The sequence below is a fragment of the Streptomyces sp. NPDC005494 genome, assembly GCF_042872025.1.
Taxonomy (GTDB): domain Bacteria; phylum Actinomycetota; class Actinomycetes; order Streptomycetales; family Streptomycetaceae; genus Streptomyces.
On sequence record NZ_JBIAJR010000005.1, the window covers coordinates 88928 to 114920 of the forward strand.

Here is a 25993-nt window from a genome sequence, read left to right on the forward strand (position 1 = left end):
CCATAAGCCGCGTCCCACCACGGATCCGGCGTGCCGCGTGCGCATGAAACGGACAAGGGGTCATGACGAACATCACGCGCCGGACACGTCCCGCTCACATGCACCGCGCGGTCCGTCGTGGCCCAGCTCACCCGGTCCCGGCCGGCCCGTCCGCCCGGGACCCCGCTCCTGCTCGTCCGGCCGGGCCCGCCCCTGCTTGTCGGGGCGGGCCCGCGGCCCTACTTGCCCGGCCGGCCTCCGCTCCTACTTGTCGGGGCGGACCACTCCGAGGATCTGCATCGAACCCGCTCCCGCCAGCGTGACATGGCGGCCCGGCCGCGGGGCGTGGACGATCGATCCGTCGCCGACGTACATGCCGACATGGCTGGCGTCGCTGTGGTAGATGATCAGGTCACCGGGGCGCATGTCCTGGATGGGGATGCGCGGCAGCAGGCGCCACTGTTCCTGGGAGGTCCGGGGGATCGGCCGCTTCGCCGCGGCCCACGCCTGGGACGTCAGTCCGGAACAGTCGTAGGAACCAGGGCCCTCGGCCCCCCATACGTACGGCTTGCCTATCTGGGCGGTCGCGAAGGCCACCGCCTGCTTCCCGGCGGCGCTCGCCTCGCGGTTGATGTCCCGTAGCGCGCCGGAGGAGAGCCAGGCGGCCTGGGCCGTGGACGCCGCGTCCTGCTCCAGCTTCAGGAGCCTGGCCCGTTCCTCCTTCGCCAGCTGCGATTCGAGCTCCTTCGCCGCGGCTATCTGGGCGTTGATGCTCTTCTTGGCCTTGGCCTGCTTGACCCGGTTGGCTTCGAGCTTCTCCCAGTTGAGGCTCGCGTCCTGGGTGTACGTCTCCAAGTCGCCCTGGGCCTGCTGGAGTTCCGTCAGCATCCCTTTGGTGGCCTGCTGGCTCTGGCGCGCCTGGTTGACGCCGTCCAGGAAGAGTTCGGGGTCGCCGCTCAGCATCAGCTGGGCGCCCGGAGGCAGTCCGCCGGAGCGGTACTGCTCGCGCGCCTGCGCGCCCGCGGAGTCCTTCAGCTCGGCGATGCGGGCCTGACCGTCGGCGATGGCCTTGGTCAGCCTGACGATCTCTCCGGACTGCTTCTCGGCCTGTTCCTGGGCGAGGTTGTACGCGTCGGTGGCCGCACCCGCCTTGCGGTAGAGGGTGTCGATCTCCTCGCGCACCTCTTCGAGGCTCTTCTTCCCGGCGGCGGGCACGGCGGGTGCGGTGGCCGCCGGAGTGGGCTCGGGGATCGGGGCGGCCATGGCCTGGACCGGCGCGGTCAGCAGGGCCAGTGCGCAGACCAGGGTGATCGCGGCAGTGGCACAGTGGCGTCGGTTCACAAGCTCCCCCTCCGGGCGAATGGCGATGAAAGCCAGATCGCGGACATGTGACTTACCGTCAGTAACGTTCGACTGACGACGCGATCGTGCCATGTCGTCCCGTAAAGCAACAGAGGCGCACGTCACCCGTCTCGTCACACAGGGGGACGAACGGTGATCCGTTTGTGTTCCCGGATCCGGCTCTTTTCGGCACCCGGGTCCGGAGCGCGGAACGCGCGGCCCCGCGCCTCTGGGGCCCGCGCCCCGGACCCACACCCCTGGACCCGCGCCCCGGAACTACGCCCCCGGCCGCAGCGCGGACCACCGCACCGTGATCTCGCCCTGCCGCCACCGCCGTACGCCGTCCGTCAGCGGCCAGTCGGCGGAGACCGCGCGTACGGCGGCGATCCAGCGTTGCCGTGCCCCGAGGGAGGCGTAGGGGGAGGCGGAGGCCCAGGCCCGGTCGAGGTCCCGCAGGAAGGCGTGTACCGGCTCGCCCGGCACATTGCGGTGGATCAGCGCCTTCGGGAGGCGTTCGGCGAGGTCCGAGGGGCGCTCCAGCGAGCCGAGCCGGGTCGCGAACGTGACCGTGCGCGGCCCCTCCGGGCCGAGGGCGACCCACACGTGCCTGCGGCCGATCTCGTCGCAGGTGCCCTCGACCACCAGCCCGTCCGGGGCCAGACGGGCGCACAGCCGCTGCCAGACCGCTGCGACCTCGCCCTCGTCGTACTGGCGCAGTACGTTCGCCGCCCGGATGAGCGCCGGCCGGACGGCCAGGGGGATCTCGAAGCCGCCGTGCTGGAAGCTGAGCCCCTCACGCTCGTACGGACGCGCCGCAGCGACCCGCTCGGGGTCGATCTCGACGCCCACCACGGCCGTGCGGGGCTCGACGGCGCGCAGTCGTTCCAGCAGCTCCACGGCGGTCCAGGGCGCGGCGCCGTAGCCGAGGTCCACCGCCACCGGGGAGTCGCTGCGGCGCAGAGCGGGGCCGTGGGTCGCGGCGATCCAGCGGTCCATCCGGCGCAGCCTGTTGGGGTTGGTGGTCCCGCGGGTCGCGGTGCCGATGGGGCGCTGGTGCATGACGAAAAGCGTATGCGAAGCCCCGGAGGGCACCCGTGCGAGCAGGAGAGGGCGCTCGTGACGGCGGCGGATGCCGGTCGTCCGGGCCGTGAGAACGACGGAGCGCGCGGGAGAGCAGTCGACGCGCCGAAGGCAACGTAATGGTTTGGCAAAACGGAAATGAAAGGCAGTGTTCCGCTGTTCTCGCCCTTCGAAGGGTCTCTGTGCCCGGCGCGTGTGCCCTGAGCGAAGAGGAGGAGCGGACTCGTGAGCCAGTACGTCTCCCGGCTCGGCAGCAGCCGTGCTGCACCCCGTCTCCGCTTCCCGGGCGGTTTCGCGGGACACCGCAAGCCGCGTCGCGTCGCGATGCTCTCCGTGCACACCTCTCCGCTGCACCAGCCGGGCACCGGCGACGCGGGCGGCATGAACGTCTACATCGTCGAGCTCGCCACGCGCCTCGCCGCGATCGGCATCGAGGTCGAGATCTTCACCCGGGCCACCACGGGCGGGCTGCGCCCGACGGTCGAGCTGGCCCCCGGGGTCCTCGTCCGGCACGTGGACGCCGGACCGTACGAGGGCCTCGCCAAGGAGGAGCTGCCCGCGCAGCTCTGCGCCTTCACACACGGGGTGATGCAGGCATGGGCCGGGCAGCGCCCCGGCTACTACGACCTCGTGCACTCGCACTACTGGCTCTCCGGCCAGGTGGGGTGGCTCGCCGCCCAGCGCTGGGGAGTGCCTCTCGTACACGCCATGCACACCATGGCGAAGGTCAAGAACGCCGCGCTCGCCGAAGGCGACACCCCCGAGCCTGCCGCGCGGGTCATCGGTGAGACGCAGATCGTGCACGCCGCGGACCGGCTCATCGCGAACACCTCGGGCGAAGCCGACGAGCTCATCCGCTTCTACGACGCCGATCCCGCCTCGGTCGCTGTCGTGCACCCCGGGGTCAACCTCGAGCGCTTCTGCCCGGCGGACGGCCGTGCGGCGGCGAGGGCGCGCCTGGGCCTGCCTCAGGACGCCCTGATCCCGTTGTTCGCCGGCCGCATCCAGCCGCTGAAGGCCCCGGACGTGCTGCTGCGTGCCGTGGCCGTGCTCCTGGACCGCGATCCCTCGTTGCGCTCACGCATGCTCGTGCCCGTCGTGGGCGGCCCGAGTGGCAGTGGGCTCGCCAAGCCGGAAGGGCTGCAGAAGCTGGCCGCGCGGCTCGGCATCGCCGACGTCGTGCACTTCCACCCGCCGGTCGGGCAGGACCAGCTGGCCGACTGGTTCCGGGCGGCGTCCGTGCTGGTCATGCCCTCGTACAGCGAGTCCTTCGGCCTCGTCGCCATCGAGGCCCAGGCGGCCGGTACGCCCGTGGTCGCGGCGGCGGTGGGCGGTCTGCCCGTGGCCGTGCGGGACGGGGTCAGCGGTTTCCTGATCCCTGGGCACGACCCGGAGGCGTACGCGCAGGCGCTGGGCCGTTTCGCGGACAGTGCGGAACTGGCCGGCCGGATGGGCGCGGCCGCCGCCGCGCACGCGCAGTCGTTCGGCTGGGGCGCGGCGGCGTCGGCGACCGCCGACGTGTACACGGCGGCGATGAACGACCACCGCCGCCGCGCGCGCATGCACCACGGCTGAGGCGCCGGGCGCAGGGGCGGCTGTCGTACGGTCGCGCCACGGCTGAGGCGCCGGGCGCAGGGGCGGCTGTCGTACGCTCGCATCATGGCTGACGTATCCGACGAAGCAGCAGCGGCACAGGTCATCGAGGCGACGCTGAACGACGCCGAGCTCGAATGGGAGAGCCCCGAACCCGGCAACTACGTCGTGAAACTGCCGGGCACCCGGAAGCTGTCCACGACCTGTTCCCTGCTCGTCGGGCAGCACTCCCTCTCCCTCAACGCGTTCGTCATCCGTCACCCGGACGAGAACGACGCGGCCGTGCATCGCTGGCTCCTGGAGCACAACCTCCGGCTGTTCGGAGTGAGTTACGCGATCGACCAGCTCGGCGACATCTACCTGGTCGGCAGGCTCCCGCTCTCCGTCGTCACGCCCGAGGAGCTCGACCGGCTGCTGGGCGTCGTCCTGGAGGCGGCGGACGGCGCTTTCAACCCGCTGCTGGAACTGGGCTTCGCGAGCGCGATCCGCAAGGAGTACGCCTGGCGGGTGGAGCGCGGCGAATCCACCCGCAACCTGGACGCCTTCGCGCATCTGACCCAGCGCCCCTCCTGAGGCACAGCGGCCACGGTCCCGGCGCGGTCCTCCCGCCGGGCGGGCCGCGCGCGGGTGGCCCGGACCCGAACCGCCCCGGTCACCGCGGCCGGGTCACCTCCGGTGGACCGGACCTGACCCGGCCCCGGTCACCGCGGCCGGGTCACCTCTTCCAGCGCCGCCACGAGCCGCGGCGCGACCTCCTTCCACGCCCAGGCCCGCGCGTCCGGTCCGGCGCCGCGGGGCACCGTCTCGGTGAGCATGATGAGGTAGAGGTAGCTGCGGTAGAGGTTGAGCCGGCGGCGTACCGACGGGGTGAAGCCGAGGGGTTCGCCGGCCGAGGACGCGTATCCGGCGAGGAAGTCCAGGTCCGCCTCCGGCTCGCCGAACAGGGTGGTGGAGACGAGGTCGGCGACCGGGTCGCCCCAGAACATCCGCTCGCCGTCGATGATCCCGCCGATGCTGCGGGCGCCCGGCTCCCCGGTCACCAGCAGATTGCCCTGCCAGAGGTCGAAGTGGACGAGCGCGGGCCGGGTCACCGCGTCCAGCTCGCCCGATGCCGAGTGGAGCATCTCGCGGATGTGGTCCACGGGGTGCGGCAAGCGCGCTCTGTACGTCTCGGCATCGGCGAGCACGGCGTCCGTCATCGCGGTGAAGGCCTCACGCCAGGTGCGCGTGAGCGGTCCCAAGGGCTCGGCGGGATAGCCGAAGCCGGCCTTGCCCGTCACGTTGTGCAACGCGCCGACGATCCTCCCGAACTCGTGGCGCAGTGCGGTGGTCTCACCGGCCGTCAGCTCGTCCGCGATCTCGTGCCAGGGGCGCCCGGGGCGCGCGGTCATGACGACGTACGCCCCGGCCGGCGCCCCGGGGTCGAGCTCGCTGTGGACGACCGAGGGGACCGGCTCGACGCCCTGCGCCGAGGCGGCCTCGTAGAAGGTCACCTCGTTGGTCAGCAGCCGCTGTTCGTAGCGCATGCCGGTGCTGTGGCCGGGCGGGACCTTCACCACCCAGTCGCTGCCGTCCTGGAGGGTCACGCGCGTGACGGTGTTGTAGGTGCCCCCGGCGAGTGACGTACGCGAGGTGATCTCGTGGTCCTCGATCCCCACCGCTCCGAGCACCGCAGCTGTCGTGTCGACGGGCACGGCGTCGACTCCTCTCCTGCTCACGGCCGGCGGGCACCCGGACCCACAGCGGCTTCACAAGGTGATCACAGCGAAGTCACGATCACATGCCGTGACCGTTCGGGCCGATCATCGGACAGGTGTCCGATCGTAGAGTGTCACGCACTGCGGCAGTTCTTGCGTGCCGGCGCCGAAATCCGCGCCCGGAGCGGGCTGTTGCTCCTTCGGACGGAAGATGAACAACCATGCGCGCCACTGCCGTACGCCGTACCGCCCTCGCCGCCACCGTGGCGTCCCTGACGCTGCTCGCCACCGCGTGCAGCGGTTCGGACTCCGGTGCCAAGGGTGACGGCGGCACCTCGGGAGGCAAGGACGACGCCGCGTCGAAGCCCGCGGCGGTCAAGGCGCTGACCTCGGCCGAGCTGGAGAAGGTGTCGCTGGAGCAGGGCGACCTCGCGGGCCACAAGATCACGAAGACCGGCCCGGAGGACATCGGCAAGGCGACGGACCTCACCGTGGACAAGAAGGAGTGCGAGCCCATCGGGTACGCCTTCTACGGTGTGAAGCGCGGCGAGCCGGTCGGCAACGCCGGGCGCAAGGTCGTCCAGGAGCCCAAGAAGGACGAGTCCGCGGACCCCGAGGACGCGCTCGCCGGCATGCTCGACGTCACGTCCTCGCTGGTCACGCTCGCCTCGTACGAGGGAGAGGGCGCGGCCGACAGCCTTGCCGAGCTGCGCGAGTCGGCTGCCGCGTGCGCCGAAGGCGGGTTCACCCTCACGATGAAGGGCTCGAAGCAGAAGGTCACCAAGCTGACCGAGGAGAAGGTGACCGGCGGCGAGGAGGCCCTCGCCTGGACGGTGCTGATGGGCGAGGAGGGCGAGCAGGTTCCCTTCAAGCTCGTGAGCCTCCGGCAGGGCGGCACGATCGCCACCTTCTTCTCCTTCAACCTCGGTGTGTCCGGCGGTGCGTCCCCGGACTTCGAGATGCCGACCGAGCTCGTCGCGGCGCAGGTCAAGAAGCTCGGCTGATCATTCGCACACGGCGAGGGGCCGGGGGCGGGCCGGACGGTCCTGCGCCCGGCCGCTCGCTCGTCGTCCGGGGCCGGACGAGCACGACGGCGCAGATCACCAGGAGCGAGCCCGCGAGCTGCGCCGGGGACAGGGTCTCGCCCAGTACGAGATAGCCGAGGGCCGTCGCGGCGAGCGGCGAGGCGAAGCCGAGCGCGGAGACGGCCAGGGCGGGCAGTCGCTCCACGCCGCGGAACCACATCGTGTAGGCGAACAGCGCCCCGACGATCCCGAGATAGGCGAAACCGGCGGCGTTCCGTCCGTCCACGGCCCCGGGAAGCCCTTCGGCGATCAGGGTGGCCGGCAGAAGGAAGATGCCTCCGAAGCTCAGCTGCCACCCGGTGAAGGTCAGCAGCCCCACGCCGGGCGGACGCCCCCAGCGCTTGGTGAGCACGATCCCGCTCGCCATGCTCACGGCGCCCAGGAGCCCCGCGCCGACCCCCACGGCGTCGAGGGAAGCGTGGGAGGTCAGTGCCAGCAGGCCGACACCGAGGATGCCCAGTGCGCAGGCGACGGCGTGGGCCGTCGTGGTCCGCGTCTTCAGCAGCAGCGCGGACAGGGCGAGGACGATCGTCGGCTGTACCGCCATCACCAGCGCGGCCACCCCGCCGGGCAGATGGTAGGCGGCGAGAAAGAGCAGGTAGAAGAACGCGCCGATGTTGAGCAGCCCGAGGGCGGCGGCGCGCCACCACCAGCTGCCCCGGGGGAGTTTCCGGCCCCACGCGAGCAGGATCAGGCCCGCGGGCAGGGCGCGGACCGTGGCGGCCAGCAAGGGCCGGTCCGGGGGCAGCAGTTCCGTGGTGACCAGGTAGGTGGAGCCCCAGATCAGCGGAGCGAGCGCGGTGAGGGCGGAGTCGGAGGCGACCCGGCGGTCACTCACCTGGCACCGCCCTCGGAGCGGGGGTGGATGCCACGGCGGGTACGGATCGCCTGCGGCGCGGTCGAGGAAGCAGCAACCTGCGTCATGGGCAAGAACGTACAGCGTTTGCTTAGCGCTAAGCAAGTAGGTATCTCAATGCTAAGCCATAGGTAGACTGAAGCAATGAGTGACCATGTGGACCGCGTGCTGGCCCAGTGGGCGGAGCAGTACCCCGAGCTGGACGCCTCCTCGATGGGGGTGTTCGGGCGCATCAAGCGGCTGGCGCAGATCGTCGAGGCGGAGCAGCGCGCCGTCTTCGGCGCGCACGGCCTCGACGCGGCGGCCTTCGACGTCCTGGCCACCCTGCGCCGCAGCCCGGCGCCCCACCGCCTGACCCCCGCGGATCTGATGCGGTCCGCCATGGTCACGTCCGGCGCGATCACCCAGCGGCTCGACCGCCTGGAGGCCCGCGGCCTCGTCGTCCGTATCCGCAGACAGGAGGACGCCCGCAGCGTGCACGTCTCCCTCACCGACGCGGGGCGCGAACTGATCGACACGGTCCTGGTCGATCACGTGGACAACCAGGAGCGGATGCTTTCCGGGCTGACGGGCGAGGAGCGCGGGCGTATCGCGGGCGAACTGCGCGGTCTGCTGGAGTCCCTGGGTGACACGGGGCGTACGGCGACGCGTGGCTGAGGGCCGGACCCACGGCGCGACGAGGTGGAGAGTTCGTACGGTGGGGCGTCGCGCCGGGCGTACGCGGATCGGCGGCGACGGCCCGCCGTACGGTGAGGCGGTGGGCATGGACGGCCGTACGGTGAGGCGGTGGGCATGGACGGCCGTACGGTGAGGCGGTGGGCCTGGGCGGCCGTACGGTCAGGCGCTGGGCCTGGGCGGCCGTACGGTCAGGAGCTGGGCTTGGGCGCCCGTACGGTCAGGCGCGTTCGGGGGCCGGGCTCACGGGAGAGGTACGAGCCTGACGACGGTGACCGTCAGCACGGTCCCGGAGACGTAGTAGAGGACGATGGCCCCGGCCACGGTCGCCTCGCGCCGGTCGCGTTCGAGCTTGACGGCGGTGGACGCGTGTCCGTAGGGGTCCAGGCCGAGGGTGCGCGCCATCTCGGCCCGGAACGAGTCGCCGTCGCGCATCTTGGCCAGGGTGTCATCGGCGGGCGGTGCGTAGGAGATGCGGAAACTCAAGCGACGTTCCGCCTCTCGGCCTCGTCCTGCGCGAGCCGGTCCAGGATCTTTTCGGCCTCGGGATCGGGTACGGATTCGAGCATCCAGTGCCGCATGACAGCCTGGATCTCGTGGACGCCGGCCTCGTTGATCGCGTGGTCGAACTCCTCGCGTCTCTCCTCGGGCAGCGCGGCGCGGATCGCCGGAATGCTGTTGGGAACCTCGACTTCGGCACCGCTGACGAAGGTCTTCAGAGACTCGCCCATGATCGCTCTCCCCGATCTCCTTGCTCTCCGCGCCCTGCCCGCCCCTCACGGCGGGGGTGCGTCCCTGGGTGACGGACTGTTGTGCAGGTCACGTTAGCGGGTGCCCCGGGCGCCGGTGGCATGTGCACGGCTCAACCGGGCGAGGTGAACGTCCAGCTGGGCGACCCGCCCACCGGGTGGAGTGCGCGGATCACCTGGTGGAGTACGCAGATCCCACCAACAGATCGCGGAGATCTCCTCATTGGGCTCGAACGCGGTGACACGCAGCGTGCTGCCCGTGAACAGCGCGCCGTACTCGCGCCTCCGGCCGGGCATCAGCAGGAATTCCGCGTACCCGACGAACTCCAGGGCGCCGTCCGGCTCGTGTCCGCTCTCCTCCAGCAGCTCGCGCACAGCGGCCTGCCGCGCGCTCTCACCGGGTTCGATCCTGCCCCCGGGAAGCTCCCACGTGTCCCGGTGACGGTCGTGGACCAGGAGGACCCCGCCCCGGCACCAGAGGGCCGTCAGGGACAGGGGCACGGGAGCATCCTGCGGGGGCGTGTCCTCGTCTCCCCGTACGAACGAGACCAGGCGGTTGCCCCGGCTGTCGACGGCGAGCGGCTCCGCCGCGTTTCCCGGCATGCCCGGGGTCCTTCCCCGGTTCGCGGCAACCGGAACACTGCCGCGAGGCCCCGTTCCCACAGGTGCGCGGGACGAATCCGACGGCACCTACCTGACGGCCTGGCCGATGCCCAGCATGTTCCCCTCGCTGTCCCGGAACCAGGCGCCGCGTTCACCCCTGGCACCCTTGCTCGGGTAGTTGCCCTCGATCTCGGCGATGCCTCCTTCGGTGCGGAGCCCCGGCAGGTCGACCTCCTCGAACTCGACGCCACGCCGCCCGAGTTCCGTCACGACGGCTTCGATGTCGTCCACCTGCCAGCCCATCTGGGTGAAGGTGCCGGGCGAGGCGCCCGCCGACCGGAACAGGGCGAACTCCGAGCCCCCGCACCGGTACAACAGCCCGCCGGGCCGCTCGTCGACGGGCTCCAGTCCCAGCTTCTCGGCGTAGAAGCGCCGCGCCCGCTCCAGGTCCTGCACGGGCAGCCTGGTCGCCGCGCCGAGTGCCCGGGCGCCCAGAAGATCTGCGTCGTGCTGTGCGTCCATCCCTCCACTGTGACGCGAACGCCGTCCGACCGCAGGCGGGGAGGCGCGGGCTTCGCGGGACGGCGGTCCGCCACGGCAGTTCCGGGCCCCCGAGGGCAGCCGCTACTTCGCCGTCGCGAAGGCGTCGACGCCCGTGAGCTCGGCCGACAGCGCCCACAGCCGCGCGGCCTGCTCGAGGTCCGTGGCGTGCGCGTGCACGCCGCCTTCCGAGCCTTCACCGGCCGGCTCGGCGATGTCGCAGTCCTCGCAGTACACCCCGCCCATGCCCGCCAGCTGCGGGGAGGTCGCCGCCCACACCTGCGTCGCCGCGCCCTGCTCGGGTGTCTTGAAGGTGGGATCGATCGCCTTGCCCTCCTCGTCGATCCAGCCCGCCTCGACCATGTCCTCCTTCGCGAGGTGGCGCTGCAGCGGAGTGAGGATGCTGCCGGGGTGCACCGCGAACGCGCGGACCCCGGCACCGCGGCCCAGCGCGTCGAGCTGCACGGCGAACAGCACGTTCGCCGTCTTCGCCTGCCCGTACGCCTGCCATCTGTCGTAGGCGCGCTCGAAGTGCACGTCGTCCCAGCGCATGCCGGTGATGCCGTGGCCGCCGGAGGCCACGGCGACCACACGCCCGCCACCGGGGGCGATCGCCGGCCAGAGACGGTTGATCAGAGCGTGGTGGCCGAGGTGGTTGGTGGCGAACTGCGTTTCCCAGCCCGGACCGACCCGGGTCTCGGGGCAGGCCATGATCCCGGCGTTGTTGATCACGATGTCGAGCTGACAGCCCGAGTCCAGGAACCGCTCGGCGAAGCCGCGGACACTTTCGAGGTCGGACAGGTCGAGATCGTCGGTCTCGACCCCGTCGATGCCCGCGACCGCCTCCTGCGCGACCGCCCGCCGTCGGGCGGGGACGACGACCCGTGCCCCCGCAGCGGCCAGTGCGCGGGTCGTCTCCAGACCGAGCCCCGAGTAGCCCCCGGTGACGATCGCGGTGCTGCCGGCCAGATCGATCCCGTTCAGCACGTCGTCCGCGGTGCTCTGGGCACCGAAACCCGATCCGATCTTCTGCTGAGGTGTCGTCATGCGGGAGACGCTAGATGCTGAACCACACTCGAAGGCAAGCCGATTGCTCAACGGCTGCGCGGCATTCGGCGACGCAGGTCCATCTTCGAGCTGGGTCGTTCCCGACCGGCGCGGAATTCACCGCGCCGAGGTCCCACAGAGGGCCCACGCCGCGAAAACGCCCCCGCCCCGCGCCGTAAGCGCGGGTCGGGGGCATGATCAGCGAACCTACTTCTTCTTGCCCTGGTTCTTCACGGCCTCGATCGCAGCCTTCGCGGCGTCCGGGTCGAGGTACGTGCCGCCCGGCTTCAGGGGGCGGAAGTCGGCGTCCAGCTCGTAGGCGAGCGGGATGCCGGTCGGGATGTTGAGGCCCGAGATGGCGTCGTCGGAGATGCCGTCCAGGTGCTTCACCAGGCCACGCAGGCTGTTGCCGTGGGCGGCGACCAGGACGGTCTTGCCGTCGAGGAGGTCCGGGACGATGCCGTCGTACCAGTACGGCAGCATGCGGATGACGACGTCCTTGAGGCACTCCGTGCGCGGGCGCAGCTCCGTCGGGATCGTCGCGTAGCGCGGGTCGGCGCTCTGCGAGAACTCGGTGCCGTCCTCGAGGGCGGGCGGCGGGGTGTCGTACGAGCGGCGCCAGAGCATGAACTGCTCCTCGCCGAACTCGGCGAGCGTCTGGGCCTTGTCCTTGCCCTGGAGGGCGCCGTAGTGGCGCTCGTTCAGACGCCAGGAGCGGTGCACGGGGATCCAGTGGCGGTCCGCGGCCTCCAGCCCGAGCTGGGCCGTGCGGATCGCGCGCTTCTGGAGGGAGGTGTGCACGACGTCGGGGAGCAGGCCGGCGTCCTTGAGCAGCTCACCGCCGCGGACCGCCTCCTTCTCGCCCTTGTCGGTGAGGTCTACGTCCACCCATCCGGTGAACAGGTTCTTCGCGTTCCATTCGCTCTCGCCGTGGCGGAGGAGGATCAGCTTGTACGGTGCGTCGGCCATGGGTCCGAGCGTAATCGAACCCGCGCGAGCTCCGCGCGCTCGGTCACAGGGCGGACACGGGGCGGGACGGCGAACCCACGATTGACGGTCGGCGTCAATCCAGTGGCGGCCGGGGAATCCGTTTTCGTAATGTTCGGACAGCTGTTGGGCCGCTTACAGAGTCTGCCCGCACCCATCCGTACACGCACGTCCCCGGGGGGAAGCCCTATGTCTGTCGCCGGTCTCAGAAAGGCGGCACACGAGACGGTCGCCGGCCTCCCCAGGGAGTTCTGGTGGCTGTGGACCAGCACCCTGGTCAACCGCCTCGGGGCGTTCGTCGCCACCTTCATGGCGCTCTACCTGACCCTGGACCGGGGCTACTCGGCCTCGTACGCCGGTCTCGTCGCCTCGCTGCACGGGCTCGGCGGGGTCGTCTCGTCGCTCGGTGCCGGGGTGATGACCGACCGGCTGGGGCGTCGGCCCACCATGCTGATCGCGCAGCTCTCGACCGCCGTGTCGGTGGCCGTGCTCGGCTTCATGGTGCATCCGGTCGCGATCGCGGGCGTCGCTTTCGTGGTGGGAATGGCGAGCAACGCCTCCCGGCCTGCCGTGCAGGCGATGATGGCCGACATCGTGCGGCCCGAGGACCGGGTGCGGGCCTTCTCGCTCAACTACTGGGCGGTGAACCTCGGGTTCGCGGTCTCCTCGGCCGGAGCCGGCTTCATCGCGGAGTACAGCTATATGGCGGGCTTCCTGGGAGAGGCCGCCCTGACGCTGCTGTGCGCCGTCGTCGTCTTCCTCAAGGTGCCGGAATCCCGGCCGGAGGACGAGCCCCGGAAGGCGGGGGAGGCCGCGCCGGACGACGTGCGGCTGAGCACCGTCCTGCGCGACGGGCGCTACATGGCCGTCGTCGGCCTGTCCTTCCTGGTGGCGCTGATCTTCCAGCAGGGATACGTGGGGCTGCCGGTGGCCATGGGCACGGACGGGCTGTCCAGTTCCGACTTCGGCACCGCCATCGCCGTCAACGGCGTGCTGATCGTGGCCCTGCAGATCCCGGTCACCCGCTTCATCCAGCACCGCGATCCGCGACGGCTGCTGATCATCTCGTCCGTTCTCGCGGGCTACGGCTTCGGGCTGACCGCCTTCGCGGGATCGGTGGGGGTCTACGCGCTGACGGTGTGCGTCTGGACCCTCGCCGAGATCGTCAACGCGCCGACGCAGACGGGGCTTGTCGTGCAGCTGTCCCCGGCGCACGGCAGGGGGCGTTACCAAGGCATGTACACGATGTCCTGGTCGGTCGCGGCGCTCATCGCTCCCCTGATGTCGGGCTTCGTGATCGACCACTACGGTGCGGCCTGGCTGTGGGGGACCTGTGCGGTGCTCGGCACGGTGACCGCGGCGGGCTACTGGCTGCTGATGCGGAATCTGGAACTGCCCGAGCCGGTCGTCGCGGCATCGTCGGCACCCGAGGACCGGTCGGCACCTGAGGGCCGGAAGGCGCCCGAGGACCGCACGGCGCCCGAGCCCGCGGTCTGAGTGCCTGGCGCCGTGGACCGAGTGCCCAGGCCCGTGGACCGAGTGCCCAGGCCCGCGGTCTCAGCGCCCGGGCCCGCGGTCTGAGTGCCCGAACCCGCGGCCCGGTCTGTGGCGCCCGCGGTCCGAGGAGCGCGCCGCGGCGGGGCCCCGTGACGGACACGCGTCCGTGACGGGGCCCCGCCGCAGGATTCGGCCGGGCTCAGCCGCCGCACTGGCACGGCGCGCCGGACTGGCAGCCGCACCCGCAGCCCGAGCCGCAACCGCAGGCTCCCAGCACGGGCAGGTGCACCACTTCGGTCGGGGTCTCCTGCTGGGGTTCGGTCACGGGGGAATCGGCCATGGTCCCTCCTCAGGGCGTACGACTCGACGGCGTACGGCACATGCGTGGGCCACACATGCCGACGACGGGGGCCGCGGGCATGCCGCGCCGCCCCCGCACCCATTGCATGCCCAGCCCGGAGGGCGCTTCAACGGCGCACGAGGGTGGGGACAGAGGTACGACCGTCCCGGCCCTCGCGCCCCCTTACGCCCCCTCCACCGGCGTGGCCGCCTGAATCTCGTCCGCGTGTTCGCCGGTGACCAGGTAGACGACGCGCTTGGCGACCGAGACCGCGTGGTCGGCGAAGCGCTCGTAGTAGCGGCCCAGAAGCGTCACGTCCACGGCGGTCTCGATGCCGTGCTTCCAGCGGTCGTCCATCAGGTGCTGGAACAGCGTGCGGTGCAGCAGGTCCATCTCGTCGTCGTCCTGCTCCAGCTGGAGCGCCAGATCGACGTCCTTCGTGATGATGACCTCGGCGGCCTTGGCCATCAGCCGCTGCGCGAGCTGACCCATCTCCAGGATGGTGGCGTGCAGGTCGTGCGGCACCGCGGACTCGGGGAAGCGCAGCCGTGCCAGCTTGGCGACGTGCTGGGCGAGGTCGCCCGAGCGCTCCAGGTCGGCGCTCATGCGCAGCGAGGTGACCACGATCCGCAGATCGGTGGCGACGGGCTGCTGGCGGGCGAGGAGCGCGATGGCGCGTGCCTCCAGGTCGTGCTGGAGGTCGTCGACCTTCTGGTCCGCGGCGATCACGCTCTCCGCGAGCTTGAGATCGGCGTCCAGCATGGAGGTCGTGGCCCGTCCGATCGCCGAGCCGACGAGCCGGGCCATCTCGACCAGGCCTTCGCCGATCGAATCGAGTTCCTCGTGGTAAGCGTCGCGCATGGAAGTCCCTCTCCAGATCCTTGCTGAGGCCGGGGTCTAGGGCCGACCCCCACGTTGCCACGGTGCGGGGCCTACGCGTCGGGATCCGACCGCCCAAGTGAACCGGCACTATCCCCTTGGTGAACTCTGGGCGACGAGTGTTCGAGAAGGCACTCGGATGGCTGGGAGAGTGTCGGCGAGCCCGCATAACCTTGAAGCATGGACGTGAACGCGGCGGTCGCCGCAGCTGCCGCGATCGCCGGGCTCTGCACCGGTGTGATCGCCATGCTGGCGTTCCGCTGGAGCGAACGCGAGCAGAAGCGCCCCACGCGTACGTCCCTGCGGCCCGACGGCAACGCCGCCCTGCCCCCGGGGGTGGACACGGTCCTGTCCGTGCTCAGCTCCTCGGCCGTCGTGCTCGACGAGAGCGACAGCGTGGTCAAGGCCAGCTCGGCCGCCTACGCGCTGGGCCTGGTCAGGGGCGGACGCCTTGCTGTGGAGCCGATGCTCCACATGGCCAGGGACACCCGGCGTGACGGTGAGATACGACAGGTGGAGCTGGACCTCCCGCGCCGCGGCACGGGCCGGGGTGAGGCGCTCGCCGTCTCGGCGAGGGTCGCCCCGCTGGGCTCACGCCTGGTGCTGCTGCTGGTCGAGGACCTCACCGAGGCCCGGCGCATAGAGGCGGTACGGCGTGACTTCGTCGCCAACGTCAGCCATGAGCTCAAGACCCCGGTCGGCGCGCTCTCCCTGCTCTCCGAAGCGGTCATGGACGCGTCCGACGATCCTGAGGCGGTGCAGCGGTTCGCCGGCCGTATGGAGATCGAGGCGACCCGGCTCACCAACCTCGTCCAGGAGCTCATCGACCTCTCCCGGGTGCAGAACGACGACCCGCTCGAGGACGCCGAACCCGTACGGGTGGAACAGCTGGTCGCCGAGGCCGTCGACCGGTGCCGCCAGCAGGCCGGTTCCAAGCAGATCACCATGGCATCGGGCGGCACGGCGGACCTCACGGTCTGGGGGAACCGCAGCCAGCTGGCCGCTGCTCTCGGCAATCTCGTGGAGAATGCCGTCAACTACAGCCCCGCACGCACGCGCGTCGGAATCGCGGCGCGGAAACTGTCCGCGCCCGGCGGGGATCTGATCGAGATAGCCGTGACCGACCAGGGCATCGGCATCTCCGAGAAGGACCGCGAGCGCGTGTTCGAGCGGTTCTACCGAGTCGACCCGGCCCGCTCGCGGGCCACCGGTGGCACCGGTCTCGGCCTCGCCATCGTCAAGCATGTGGCCGCCTCGCACGGCGGGGAGGTCACCGTATGGAGCTCGGAAGGCCAGGGCTCCACCTTCACCCTGCGACTGCCCGAGTCGGGCGTCGTACGGGGACGTAACACCGGCGGAGCGCTCGTCGTCAACGGTGCAGTTGACGGCGAGGGACCGTACGAGACCGATTCTTACGAACCATTTCCTGCCCCGGAGGCTCTTCCGTGACCCGAGTGCTTGTCGTCGAGGATGAGGAATCCTTCAGCGACGCCCTTTCCTACATGCTGCGCAAGGAAGGCTTCGAGGTGGCCATCGCGGCCACCGGCCCGGACGGCCTCGACGAGTTCGAGCGCAACGGCGCCGACCTCGTCCTGCTCGACCTGATGCTCCCCGGCCTGCCCGGTACGGAGGTCTGCCGGCAGCTGCGTGTCCGGTCGAACGTCCCGGTGATCATGGTCACCGCGAAGGACAGCGAGATCGACAAGGTCGTCGGCCTGGAAATAGGAGCCGATGACTACGTCACCAAGCCCTTCTCCTCGCGGGAACTGGTCGCCCGCATCCGCGCGGTCCTGCGCCGCCGCGGTGAGCCGGAGGAGGTCACTCCGGCCGCGCTGGAGGCCGGCCCGGTCCGGATGGACGTGGACCGCCACGTCGTCACGGTCTCCGGCGGCAAGGTCGACCTCCCGCTGAAGGAGTTCGACCTGCTGGAGATGCTCCTGCGCAACGCGGGTCGCGTGCTGACGCGTATGCAGCTGATCGACCGGGTCTGGGGCGCGGACTACGTGGGTGACACCAAGACCCTGGACGTCCACGTCAAGCGGCTCCGGGCCAAGATCGAGCCCGATCCCGGCGCGCCGAGGTACCTGGTGACGGTGCGTGGCCTGGGCTACAAGTTCGAGCCGTAGACCGGCCCGGTGACCGGGACCGGTGAGGTGGGCGCGCGCTGAGCGCGGGCCGCCTGGAGGCCGAGCGCGCTGAGTGGGGGGTGTCTCCGGCGGAGACACCCCCCACCCGCGTGATCAGTGGGTGTCGGCGGCGGCGCTGTCGCCCTCCGGCGAGGCCGAGCCGGTCTCCGACGGGCTCTCTGAGGCCCCGTCGGTCGGCTCGCCCGTGGCGCCGGACTCGGACTCCGAGGGCGTGGGCTTCGGGGTGGGCAGCGTGCTCGGGCCGAAGCCCTCGAAGAAGCTGGTCGCCGGCACGACGGCGGCACCGAGCTCGACGTCCCCGGTCTCGCTGAACGTGAAGACGACGGTCTGCACACTGCCGTCGGCACCGACCTGACGGCCGTTCTCGATGACGGCGGAGGCGTTGTTCGCGCCGCCGATGATGACCCGCCCGCCGGCCGGGACCACGAGCGGTCCCTTGCCCTTGGCGGCGTTCAGCTTCACCGTGGCGTTGCTGCCGGGCAGCGTGATCTTCTCCAGGACCTCACGCTTCGCGCTGTCGTTGAACAGCGTGCCGGCGATGACGGCCGGGCCCTCGGCTTCGTGCCCGGGCTGCGTGATGACGTTCAGGTTCTGGATCTTGAGGGAGCCGACGGCGGTGGCCGCGTTGTCCGGCCTGACCTGAAGCGTCTGCGCGTTGTTGCCGGCGGCGCAGGCCGACAGCGTGGCGATCGAGAACACGAGGGCAGTGGCGGCGAGGGCGCCGTGTCGAAGGCTGCGGCTCACGGCGGCGGCAACTCCTTGAACGTTCGGACAGCGGACTTCGGACTCTGCGGACAGGAAGGCCCGAGCGGCCGTAAAGCCGCCCTAAGTGTGTGTCAGCGGGCTCAGGTTACCGAGCCGCCCTCCCGGGCCCGCACCCGACCCGCCCCTGTGGGCGGCCGAGCTGTGGACCGAAAGCCCTCGCCGCGCCCGGGCGGGCCGCCGGCCGCGTTCCGTCCGTCCTCCGTACGGGGACGCGACGCTTGTCGTAGGCGCGCCGTACCCCTCCTGGCCACGCTGTTTCGCACGCCGTTCACAAAACGCGGGTGATCGGCATCTTGATCGGCGGGTGATCGATTTACCGGCCGTGGCGCATTTCCCGCGCATAATCCACCCGGGGTCCGGACGGTGATCAATTTCAATGGCCACGGACGCTAAGGTCCGTACGGGTGATCGATGTCCGAACGGAGTACGGAAAGTTCACCATCCGGAATCCGACAAAACGGGACGTTCGGCCCCTTCTGGAGGCCTTCCGGCGTGTGTGACGCAGATGTTTCCGCTCGGCCGTACGCCCGCTCCGACCTGCGAATATCGCCTTCCGGAAGCCTCGCGCAGCACGTTCGTGGCGCAGTTGTCAAGCCCCGAGATATGCCCTGACCTGCGAAAACGCCATTCAGGAGAAGCCGTTCTCGTGTTACTCTGGATAGCCACGGAAGGGGTACCTGTCACATGACGTTCAAGGTTGGCGACACCGTGGTCTATCCCCATCACGGGGCCGCGCTGATCGAGGCTATCGAAACTCGCCAGATCAAAGGCGTGGACAAGACCTACTTGGTGCTCAAGGTCGCCCAGGGCGACTTGACGGTTCGTGTACCGGCGGACAATGCGGAGTTCGTCGGAGTGCGCGACGTCGTCGGGCAGGAAGGGCTGGACCGGGTCTTCGAGGTGCTGCGCGCGCCGTACGCCGAAGAGCCGACGAACTGGTCCCGACGTTACAAGGCAAATCTCGAGAAGCTCGCCTCGGGCGATGTCATCAAGGTCGCGGAAGTCGTGCGTGACCTGTGGCGTCGTGAGCGTGAGCGCGGACTCTCCGCAGGTGAGAAGCGCATGCTCGCCAAGGCCCGCCAGATCCTGGTGAGCGAGCTCGCTCTCGCGGAGAACACGAACGAGGACAAGGCCGAGGCCCTGCTCGACGAGGTCCTCGCGTCCTGAACCGGACGACACCGGCGACCGGTGCCACCGGCTGACGAATCCGGTCGTAACACATTGTGCCGCGGTGCCCGCTGACCAGCCGTTTCTACGGTAAGTCGTCGGGCGCTGCGGCATGTTCGGACCCGGCCCTGGGCATGCTCGGGCCCGGTCCGGGCGGTCCGGATTCGACGGAATCCACCCGGATTCGCGGGTCGCCTTCGGTGCCGTCCCCCTCAGCAAGCCCCACCGAGCCCTGCGCGGCTCGGCCGACCGGGGGTCACGGAAGGGTTCCCGGTCAGGTCAAGGCGTCGCGCCAGGCTCTCCCCCCAACCTACGGTCGGGGGCACGCCCAGGCCATACCCATGTCGGTCGTGGAAACAAACCTGCCGAAGCTTCGGAGTGCAACCGATGTCATCGATGTCACCGACGCCCGCTGAGCCGAGCCGCTCCCGCACCGCCGCGGTGATCCCGGCGGCGGGCCGCGGCGTCCGGCTCGGCCCCGGTACCCCCAAGGCGCTCCGCGCGCTCGGCGGTACCCCCATGCTGATCCACGCCGTACGGGCCATGGCCGCGTCCCGCGCCGTGAGTCTCGTCGTCGTGGTCGCTCCGCCGGACGGCGCGCCGGAGGTCAAGAACCTCATCGACGGGCACGCGCTGCCCGAGCGCACCGACTACGTCGTCGTCCCCGGTGGTGCGACCCGCCAGGAGTCCGTGAAGCTCGGCCTCGACGCCCTGCCCGACGACGTCTCCGTCGTGCTCGTCCACGACGCCGCCCGGCCCCTCGTGCCGGTCGACACCGTGGACGCTGTCATCGAGGCCGTGCGGGACGGGGCTCCGGCCGTCGTTCCCGCGCTTCCGCTCGCCGACACCGTCAAGGAGGTCGAGCCGGGGGAGCCGGGCCGTCCGGAACCGGTGCTCTCGACTCCCGTACGGGCGAGGCTGCGGGCCGTGCAGACCCCTCAGGGGTTCGCCCGGGACGCGCTGGTCCGGGCGCACGAGAGCGTGGCCGTGGACGGGGAGGGCGCGACCGACGACGCGGGCATGGTCGAGCGGACGGGTGCGCCCGTCGTCGTCGTGCCCGGGCACGAGGAGGCGTTCAAGGTGACCCGGCCGCTCGACCTGGTGCTGGCCGAGGCCGTTCTCGCACGCCGGAGGGCGAACGATGGATTCTGAGACCGTGCGGCGGCAGCCCGCCCCCGTGATCCCGCGTGTCGGCATCGGGACCGACATCCACGCCTTCGAGGAGGGCCGCGAGCTCTGGTGCGCCGGGCTGCTGTGGGAGGGCGAGGGCCCCGGGCTGGCCGGGCACTCCGACGCCGACGTCGTGGCGCACGCCGCCTGCAACGCCCTGTTCTCGGCCGCCGGACTCGGTGACCTGGGACAGCATTTCGGCACCGGCCGGCCCGAGTGGTCGGGTGCGTCGGGCGTCACCCTGCTCACCGAGGCCGCGCGGATCGTGCGTGCCGAGGGCTTCGAGATCGGCAACGTGGCCGTGCAGGTCGTCGGACTCCGCCCCAAGATCGGCAAGCGGCGCGACGAGGCCCAGAAGGTGCTGTCCGAGGCGGTGGGAGCCCCGGTCTCGCTCTCCGCGGCGACGTCGGACGGCCTCGGCTTCACGGGCCGGGGCGAGGGCATCGCGGGCATCGCGACCGCCCTGGTCCACCGCACCGAGGGCTGACGCAGGGGCACTTGTGCGGTGTGCCCGGGCCGGTTCTCCGGCCGGGACACACGGATGGCTCCGCCACGAGGACCCCGCCGCCTTATTGCACATCACTTGCACGTACGCTGATGCGGCAAGTGATGTGCCGTACGGGCCGAGAGCGAGGGTGGCGTCAGTGTCGAGTGCGATCGCCGGTGCGACGACCGAACGGAGCGCGCCGGCGGACGGATACGTCCTGCGGACCGCCACCGCGCAGGACGTCGGCGGTGCGCGGGCCGTGATGCTCGACACCGTGTACCACGACCTGCGGTCGGGTTACGTGCCGCGCTGGCACGCCGACATCATCGACCTCGAGGGCGCCTACCTGCTGCCCCGGCGCTGCACCCTCCTGGTCGCGCTCCACGGCGACGAGGTCGTCGCGACAGGCGCGGTGCGGGACCGTGGTCCGCAGGCGCCGCCCAACCCCCAGTGGGTCGCGGACCGCTTCCCCTCCGGCACCACGGCCCAGCTGTGCCGGATCTACGTACGCCCCGAGCACCGCAGGCACGGCCTGGCCCGGGCGCTGGTGCGGGAGCTCGGCGACTTCGCCGCGCGGGCCGGCGGCTACACCTCGCTCTACCTGCACACCGACCCGGCGGTGCCGGGCGCCGAGCCGTTCTGGCGGTCCATGGCCCACGAGGTCTGTGACGAACGCCGGTTGCCGGGAGGTGGGCAGGGCATCGTCCACTTCGAGCTGCCGATGCCCCCTGCCGGCGACGGTCACGCCACCTCGAACATCTGATGATAATCGTTTCCATATAGGGTCTTCGTCATGCCTCTGCCCCGGAACCGCCGCGCCACGCTGCCGGTCATCGCCGCCGCTCTGCTGCTCCCGCTCGCCGCCTGCTCCTCGTCCAGCGGCTCCGGAGCCTCCGGCGACGCGCAGCGGCTCCGGGTCGTCATGGCCTTCCCGCCCGCCCAGGCCATGTCCCCGTACGGGGACGACGCCGTCACCCTCAGCCGGCTCGCCGTCATCGAGGGACTCACCACACTGGACAAGAACGGCGCGGCACAGCCCGCGATCGCCACGTCCTGGAAGCAGGACAACCCCACCACCTGGACGTTCACCCTCCGCGACGCCGTCTTCCAGGACGGCGCGAAGGTCGACGCCGACGCCGTGGTCCGGTCGCTCACCGCGGCGGGCAAGGCGTCCCCGCTGCCCCGGGTGCTGTCCGACACCAGCCTGGTCGCGACGGCCACGGCCCCCGGCACCGTACGGATCGTCACCGAGGACGCGGACCCGCTGCTCCCGCAGCGGCTCGCGAACCCGTCCCTGACCATCCTGTCCGCCGGCGCCTACAAGAACGGCAAGGTGAACCCGGCCGGGCACGCCACCGGACCGTTCACCCTCACCGAAGTCAAGGGCGCGGTCGCCGCCACCCTGGAGCGCAACGCCGACTACTGGGGTGACAAGGCCGAGTCCCCGGGCGTCGACGTCACCTTCGTCGCCGACGGCACGGCCCGTGCGAACGCGCTGCGGACGAAGAGCGTCGACGTGGCCGAATACGTACCGATATCGCAGGCGTCGCTGCTCGGCGGCGCATACGTCCACGAATTCCCCTCCGCCCGGACCAACGGCCTCTCGCTCAACACCGAACACGGTGTCTTCGCCGACCCGGCCATGCGCGCCGCCGCCCGCGAGGCCATCGACTCGAAGGCCCTGGTCGACGGGGTGTACGAGGGACGGGCCGACACCGCGCAGGGGCTCCTCGGCCCCGGCGTCCCCTGGGCCGCCGGGCAGCGCACCGCCCCGACGGACCGGGCGAAGGCGGCCGGCCGGGCCGAGGTGGCCGGGACGGAGGAGATCGTCCTCGCCACCTGCACCAACCGCCCCGAACTCCCCGAGGTCGCGACGCTCGTCCAGCAGCAGCTGGAGAAGCGCGGCTTCACCGTCAAGCAGGTCGTACGCGACTACGCGCAGCTGGAGGCCGACGCGCTCGCGGGGAAGTACGACGCCTTCATCCAGGCCCGCAACACCCTGCTGGACACCGCGGACCCTCTCTCCTACCTGGCCTCCGACTTCACCTGCGACGGCAGCTTCAACATCTCCCAGCTCTGCGACGACCGCGTCGACGCCGCCGTCGCCAAGGCCGCCGCGCAGACCGGAACCGACGCCCGCCACCGCGCCGAGATGACCGCCGAGGCCGCCGTCCTCGGCAGCGACGCGCTCGTACCGCTCGTCCACGAGCGCTTCGTGCAGGGGTACGACGAGGCCCGCGTCGAAGGCGTCGCACTCGACCCCATGGAACGCACGCTCATCACCGCCGACACCCGCCTCGGCTGACCCGCGTGAGGTACCTGGCCGGACGGCTCGGTGCGCTCCTGGCCGTCGTCGCCGTGATCGGGCTGCTGCCCCGGCTGACCCGTACGGACCCGGCGCTGACGATCCTGCACGCCCGGTACGCGGACCGGCCGCCGACACCCGAGGTGCTCGACGCGATCCGCGCCGAGACCGGACTCGACGGCGGCCCGCTGCACGTACTCGGCGGCTGGGCGGCCGGACTCCTGCGCGGCGACCTGGGCGAGTCCTGGGTCTCCGGGCAGCCGGTCGGCCCCGACGTGACCTCGGCGTTCGGGGTCTCCCTCACCCTCATGGGCGCCTCGCTCGGCGTCGCCGTCCTCCTCGCGCTCGCCCTCGCCGGCGGGACTCTCCGTCGCGGCGCCCGCCGCAGGCTCGTCACCACCCGGGCCGGAGCCGGCGCCGCCGTACTCGCCGCGCTGCCGGAGTTCCTCCTGGCCGCGGTCCTGGCGACCGTCCTCGCCGTGCAACTGGGCTGGTTCCCCGCCCTCGGCTGGGGCGGCCCCGAGCAGATCGTCCTGCCCGCCCTCGCCATGGGCGTACCCGCCGGAGCGCTGCTCGGGCGGCTGCTGGACGACGCGCTGCCCGCGGCGTTCGCCGAACCCTGGGCGCGCGCGGCCACCGCGCACGGGCTGCCCGGCCGCCGGATCGCCGTCCAGGCACTGCGCCGCGTCCTGCCCGTCCTGCTGCCCCAACTCGGCCTGGTCACCGTCGGGCTCACCGGAGGCGCGGTCGCCGTCGAGACGCTCTACGCCATCCCCGGGCTCGGCGGGACGGCCCTGTCCGCCGCCCTGGCCCAGGACCTGCCCGTCCTCCAGGCCTGCGTGCTGCTCCTGCTCCTGCTCGGCGTCGGTGCCGGACTCGCGGCCCGGATCGGCTCCCGGGCGCTGCTCGGGCCGGCCCGTACCGACGGCGCCCTGCCTCCACTGGTCGCACCGGCCCTGCCCGCGAGCCGCGCGGTGACCGTCGCCGCGGTGATCCTGGCGGTGCTGTTCGCCACCGTCGTCCTCGCGGGCCTCGCGCGCGACCCCCTGCACGCCGACGCCGCGGCCCGGCTCGCCTCACCCTCGACGGCCCACCCGCTGGGCACCGACTCCCTGGGCCGCGACGTCCTCGCACGCCTCGCCCACGGTGCCGCCAGGACCGTGCTCACCGCCGTCGCCGTCAGCGCCGTCACCCTGCTCCTGGGGCTGCTCGCCGGAGCCGTCCGCGCCGGCGCCCTCACCGAGACGGCCAACGCACTGCCCGCCGTGCTGGCCGGTCTCGTCGTCGCGGGCGTCGCGGGCCCCGGCCCCTGGGGCGCGGCGGGCGCCGTCGCAGCCGTCTCCTGGGCACCGCTCGCCGCACACACCGCCGCGCTCACCGCGCAGGAGCGCGCCGCCCCGCACGTCGCCGTGGCACGGTCCCTCGGGGCCGGGCGGTGGCACCGGCTGCGCCGCCACATCCTGCCGGGCGTCGTCCCCCCGGTCGTACGCCACGCGGTGCTGAGGATCCCGGCCGTCGCACTGGCGCTCGCCTCCCTCGGCTTCCTCGGGCTCGGGACGGCGGCCCCCGCCCCGGAGTGGGGCCGCATGCTCTCGGAGAACACGGCCTACGCCGAACGCGCCCCCTGGGCCGTCCTCGCCCCCGCCGTAGCGCTCGCCGCCCTCGGCGCGCTCGCGGTGCTGACCTCGGCGTCCGTACGAGGCCGGGGCCGCGGATGACGACGGCCACCAAGGACACCGGCGCCCTGGCGCTCAAGCCCTACATCCGGCTCCTGACCACCACCCAGTTCGCCTTCAACACCGGCTTCTACGCCGTCCTGCCCTACCTCGCCGCCCACCTCGGCGACGGGCTCGGCATGGCGGGCTGGCTCGTCGGGCTCGTGCTGGGCCTGCGCACCTTCAGCCAGCAAGGCCTCTTCGTCGTCGGCGGAGCCCTCACCGACCGCTACGGCCCACGGCCCGTCGTACTCACCGGCTGCGCCCTGCGCATCGCCGGCTTCTGCTGGCTCGCCCAGGCCGGCTCCACACCCACCGTGATCGGCGCGGTCCTGCTCATCGGTTTCGCCGCGGCACTCTTCTCGCCCGCCGTCGAGTCCGAGACCGCCAGGGCCGCCGTCGCCCACGAGCACGCCTCCGGCACCCCGCGCGCCCAGGTGCTGGCGGTGTTCTCCGCCGCCGGGCAGGCCGGAGCCTTCATCGGACCGCTGCTCGGCAGCCTGCTGCTGCTCCTGGGAGGCGGATTCCGCTCCGCCTGTCTCGCCGGAGCCGTGGTCTTCGTCGGCGTACTCGTGGGACACGCCCGCCTCGTGCCGCGCGGGCCCCGCCGCGTCCCGGCCGCCGCAGCGGGCGCCCGGACTCCCCTCGGCATCCTGTCCGACCGGCCGTTCCTCGTCCTGTGCCTCGCCTACAGCTGCTACCTCCTCTCCTACAACCAGCTCTACCTCGCCCTGCCCGTCGAGGTGGAGCGCGCCACCGGCTCACAGGGGGCGCTCGGCGGGCTGTTCGCGCTCTCCTCGCCGCTCGTCGTCGTGGCGCAGCTGCCCCTGACCCGCTGGTCCGCGCGCCGCATCGCGCCGCGTACCGCACTCGTCGCGGGACTCGCGGTCGTCGCCGGATTCGCCGCGGTGCCGCTCGCCCCCGGCGGGCCCGCCGGGCTGCTCCCCGGGGCCACGCTCGTCGTCCTGCTCACGCTCGGCCAGATGCTGCTGGTCCCGGCCGCGCGGGGGCTGGTGCCCGACCTGGTCGACGACCGTCGGCTCGGGCTCGCCACGGGGGCCCTCTCCTCCGTCTCGGGCCTCGCCGTCCTCGTGGGCAGCGCGGCCACCGGCACGCTCCTCGACACGCCGGGACCCGTCCTGTGGGCGGTGCTCGCCGCCGTCCCCCTGGCCGGCGCGGGACTGGCCCTCACCCTGCCCTCCGGCCGGGGCGCGCCGTCGCCCGCCGACGCCGGCACCGATCAGTTGTGACACGTTTTCCACAGGGGGCGCTGGGCACTGGTGCGGGCC

At 71.8% G+C, this 25993-nt stretch carries 27 protein-coding genes; 14 read left to right on the forward strand and 13 right to left on the reverse strand.

The features are described from left to right. Positions 1–243 precede the first annotated feature (243 nt). Both ACFYQ6_RS16705 and ACFYQ6_RS16710 read right to left on the reverse strand, forming a co-directional pair. Positions 244–1320 (reverse strand): NlpC/P60 family protein, encoded by a 1077-nt coding sequence (locus ACFYQ6_RS16705; RefSeq protein WP_388763518.1) that lies wholly within the window; start codon positions 1318–1320, stop codon positions 244–246. Between the two features lie 276 nt (positions 1321–1596). Beyond that, entirely contained in the window at positions 1597–2379 is a 783-nt protein-coding gene (locus ACFYQ6_RS16710; protein WP_361578451.1) for a class I SAM-dependent methyltransferase, read from the reverse strand. Between the two features lie 246 nt (positions 2380–2625). Between ACFYQ6_RS16710 and mshA the strand changes: the two genes are divergently transcribed. Next, positions 2626–3975: a D-inositol-3-phosphate glycosyltransferase gene (gene mshA / locus ACFYQ6_RS16715; RefSeq protein WP_361578448.1), complete on the forward strand. Its 1350-nt coding sequence runs from the start codon at positions 2626–2628 to the stop codon at positions 3973–3975. Positions 3976–4059: 84 nt separating this feature from the next. Further along, on the forward strand, positions 4060–4566 hold the full coding sequence (locus ACFYQ6_RS16720) for a YbjN domain-containing protein (RefSeq protein WP_361578445.1): 507 nt from the start codon (positions 4060–4062) through the stop codon (positions 4564–4566). Positions 4567–4694: 128 nt separating this feature from the next. Here ACFYQ6_RS16720 and ACFYQ6_RS16725 read toward each other — a convergent pair whose 3' ends face one another. Further along, on the reverse strand, positions 4695–5687 hold the full coding sequence (locus ACFYQ6_RS16725) for a phosphotransferase family protein (RefSeq protein ID WP_388763520.1): 993 nt from the start codon (positions 5685–5687) through the stop codon (positions 4695–4697). A 224-nt stretch (positions 5688–5911) separates the two neighbouring features. Between ACFYQ6_RS16725 and ACFYQ6_RS16730 the strand changes: the two genes are divergently transcribed. Next, positions 5912–6694, forward strand: a complete 783-nt coding sequence (locus ACFYQ6_RS16730; protein ID WP_388763521.1) for a hypothetical protein — start codon at positions 5912–5914, stop codon at positions 6692–6694. Here the strand turns inward: ACFYQ6_RS16730 and ACFYQ6_RS16735 are convergent. Next, positions 6678–7613 (reverse strand): EamA family transporter, encoded by a 936-nt coding sequence (locus ACFYQ6_RS16735; RefSeq protein ID WP_388763523.1) that lies wholly within the window; start codon positions 7611–7613, stop codon positions 6678–6680. The genes ACFYQ6_RS16730 and ACFYQ6_RS16735 overlap by 17 nt on opposite strands. Positions 7614–7775: 162 nt before the next feature. Between ACFYQ6_RS16735 and ACFYQ6_RS16740 the strand changes: the two genes are divergently transcribed. Then, positions 7776–8288 (forward strand): MarR family transcriptional regulator, encoded by a 513-nt coding sequence (locus ACFYQ6_RS16740; protein WP_361578433.1) that lies wholly within the window; start codon positions 7776–7778, stop codon positions 8286–8288. A 261-nt stretch (positions 8289–8549) separates the two neighbouring features. Here ACFYQ6_RS16740 and ACFYQ6_RS16745 read toward each other — a convergent pair whose 3' ends face one another. The 6 genes from ACFYQ6_RS16745 to ACFYQ6_RS16770 form a co-directional block, all read right to left on the reverse strand. Beyond that, the gene (locus tag ACFYQ6_RS16745) at positions 8550–8792 is read right to left on the reverse strand and encodes a hypothetical protein (protein WP_361578430.1); all 243 of its coding nucleotides are present in this window, start codon (positions 8790–8792) and stop codon (positions 8550–8552) included. Continuing rightward, on the reverse strand, positions 8789–9037 hold the full coding sequence (locus ACFYQ6_RS16750) for a hypothetical protein (protein WP_361578427.1): 249 nt from the start codon (positions 9035–9037) through the stop codon (positions 8789–8791). Before ACFYQ6_RS16750 ends, ACFYQ6_RS16745 begins: the two co-directional genes overlap by 4 nt. A 93-nt stretch (positions 9038–9130) precedes the next feature. After that, positions 9131–9658: an NUDIX hydrolase gene (locus ACFYQ6_RS16755; protein WP_361578424.1), complete on the reverse strand. Its 528-nt coding sequence runs from the start codon at positions 9656–9658 to the stop codon at positions 9131–9133. Between the two features lie 87 nt (positions 9659–9745). Continuing rightward, positions 9746–10180 (reverse strand): VOC family protein, encoded by a 435-nt coding sequence (locus ACFYQ6_RS16760; protein ID WP_388763526.1) that lies wholly within the window; start codon positions 10178–10180, stop codon positions 9746–9748. 102 nt (positions 10181–10282) lie between these two features. Further along, a complete protein-coding gene (locus ACFYQ6_RS16765) occupies positions 10283–11245 on the reverse strand; it encodes an SDR family NAD(P)-dependent oxidoreductase (RefSeq protein WP_361578419.1) in 963 nt (320 codons plus the stop codon). Between the two features lie 207 nt (positions 11246–11452). Beyond that, positions 11453–12214, reverse strand: a complete 762-nt coding sequence (locus ACFYQ6_RS16770) for a phosphoglyceromutase (RefSeq protein WP_361578416.1) — start codon at positions 12212–12214, stop codon at positions 11453–11455. Between the two features lie 207 nt (positions 12215–12421). Between ACFYQ6_RS16770 and ACFYQ6_RS16775 the strand changes: the two genes are divergently transcribed. Next, entirely contained in the window at positions 12422–13729 is a 1308-nt protein-coding gene (locus ACFYQ6_RS16775) for an MDR family MFS transporter (RefSeq protein ID WP_388763528.1), read from the forward strand. Positions 13730–13928: 199 nt separating this feature from the next. On the opposite strand, the gene ACFYQ6_RS16780 is transcribed toward ACFYQ6_RS16775, so the two are convergent. After that, the gene (locus ACFYQ6_RS16780; protein ID WP_167748631.1) at positions 13929–14069 is read right to left on the reverse strand and encodes a hypothetical protein; all 141 of its coding nucleotides are present in this window, start codon (positions 14067–14069) and stop codon (positions 13929–13931) included. 183 nt (positions 14070–14252) lie between these two features. Continuing rightward, positions 14253–14930 (reverse strand): phosphate signaling complex protein PhoU, encoded by a 678-nt coding sequence (gene phoU / locus ACFYQ6_RS16785; RefSeq protein WP_361578410.1) that lies wholly within the window; start codon positions 14928–14930, stop codon positions 14253–14255. Between the two features lie 198 nt (positions 14931–15128). Here phoU and ACFYQ6_RS16790 point away from each other — a divergent pair, with 198 nt between their 5' ends. Beyond that, positions 15129–16397 carry an ATP-binding protein gene (locus ACFYQ6_RS16790; protein WP_361578407.1) on the forward strand — a complete coding sequence of 423 codons (1269 nt, stop codon included), beginning with the start codon at positions 15129–15131 and terminating at the stop codon, positions 16395–16397. Continuing rightward, positions 16394–17074: a response regulator transcription factor gene (locus ACFYQ6_RS16795; protein WP_014047499.1), complete on the forward strand. Its 681-nt coding sequence runs from the start codon at positions 16394–16396 to the stop codon at positions 17072–17074. Before ACFYQ6_RS16790 ends, ACFYQ6_RS16795 begins: the two co-directional genes overlap by 4 nt. Positions 17075–17188: 114 nt before the next feature. On the opposite strand, the gene ACFYQ6_RS16800 is transcribed toward ACFYQ6_RS16795, so the two are convergent. Next, positions 17189–17839 (reverse strand): DUF461 domain-containing protein, encoded by a 651-nt coding sequence (locus ACFYQ6_RS16800; protein WP_388763531.1) that lies wholly within the window; start codon positions 17837–17839, stop codon positions 17189–17191. 705 nt (positions 17840–18544) lie between these two features. On the opposite strand from ACFYQ6_RS16800, the gene ACFYQ6_RS16805 reads away from it, so the two are divergent. The 7 genes from ACFYQ6_RS16805 to ACFYQ6_RS16835 all read left to right on the forward strand — a co-directional run bounded on the left by ACFYQ6_RS16805 (position 18545) and on the right by ACFYQ6_RS16835 (position 25954). Beyond that, positions 18545–19027, forward strand: coding sequence for a CarD family transcriptional regulator (locus tag ACFYQ6_RS16805; RefSeq protein WP_006380568.1), 483 nt, complete (start codon positions 18545–18547; stop codon positions 19025–19027). A gap of 387 nt (positions 19028–19414) precedes the next feature. Beyond that, positions 19415–20179: a 2-C-methyl-D-erythritol 4-phosphate cytidylyltransferase gene (ispD, locus tag ACFYQ6_RS16810; protein WP_361578401.1), complete on the forward strand. Its 765-nt coding sequence runs from the start codon at positions 19415–19417 to the stop codon at positions 20177–20179. Beyond that, positions 20169–20684, forward strand: coding sequence for a 2-C-methyl-D-erythritol 2,4-cyclodiphosphate synthase (gene ispF / locus ACFYQ6_RS16815; protein ID WP_361578398.1), 516 nt, complete (start codon positions 20169–20171; stop codon positions 20682–20684). The genes ispD and ispF overlap by 11 nt, the downstream gene beginning before the upstream one ends. Positions 20685–20841: 157 nt before the next feature. Then, positions 20842–21447 (forward strand): GNAT family N-acetyltransferase, encoded by a 606-nt coding sequence (locus tag ACFYQ6_RS16820; protein WP_388763533.1) that lies wholly within the window; start codon positions 20842–20844, stop codon positions 21445–21447. A gap of 30 nt (positions 21448–21477) precedes the next feature. After that, positions 21478–22989 (forward strand): ABC transporter substrate-binding protein, encoded by a 1512-nt coding sequence (locus ACFYQ6_RS16825; RefSeq protein ID WP_388763535.1) that lies wholly within the window; start codon positions 21478–21480, stop codon positions 22987–22989. A gap of 5 nt (positions 22990–22994) precedes the next feature. Then, positions 22995–24707, forward strand: a complete 1713-nt coding sequence (locus ACFYQ6_RS16830; RefSeq protein ID WP_388763537.1) for an ABC transporter permease subunit — start codon at positions 22995–22997, stop codon at positions 24705–24707. Further along, positions 24704–25954 carry an MFS transporter gene (locus ACFYQ6_RS16835; protein ID WP_388763539.1) on the forward strand — a complete coding sequence of 417 codons (1251 nt, stop codon included), beginning with the start codon at positions 24704–24706 and terminating at the stop codon, positions 25952–25954. Before ACFYQ6_RS16830 ends, ACFYQ6_RS16835 begins: the two co-directional genes overlap by 4 nt. The last annotated feature ends 39 nt before the right edge of the window (positions 25955–25993 follow it).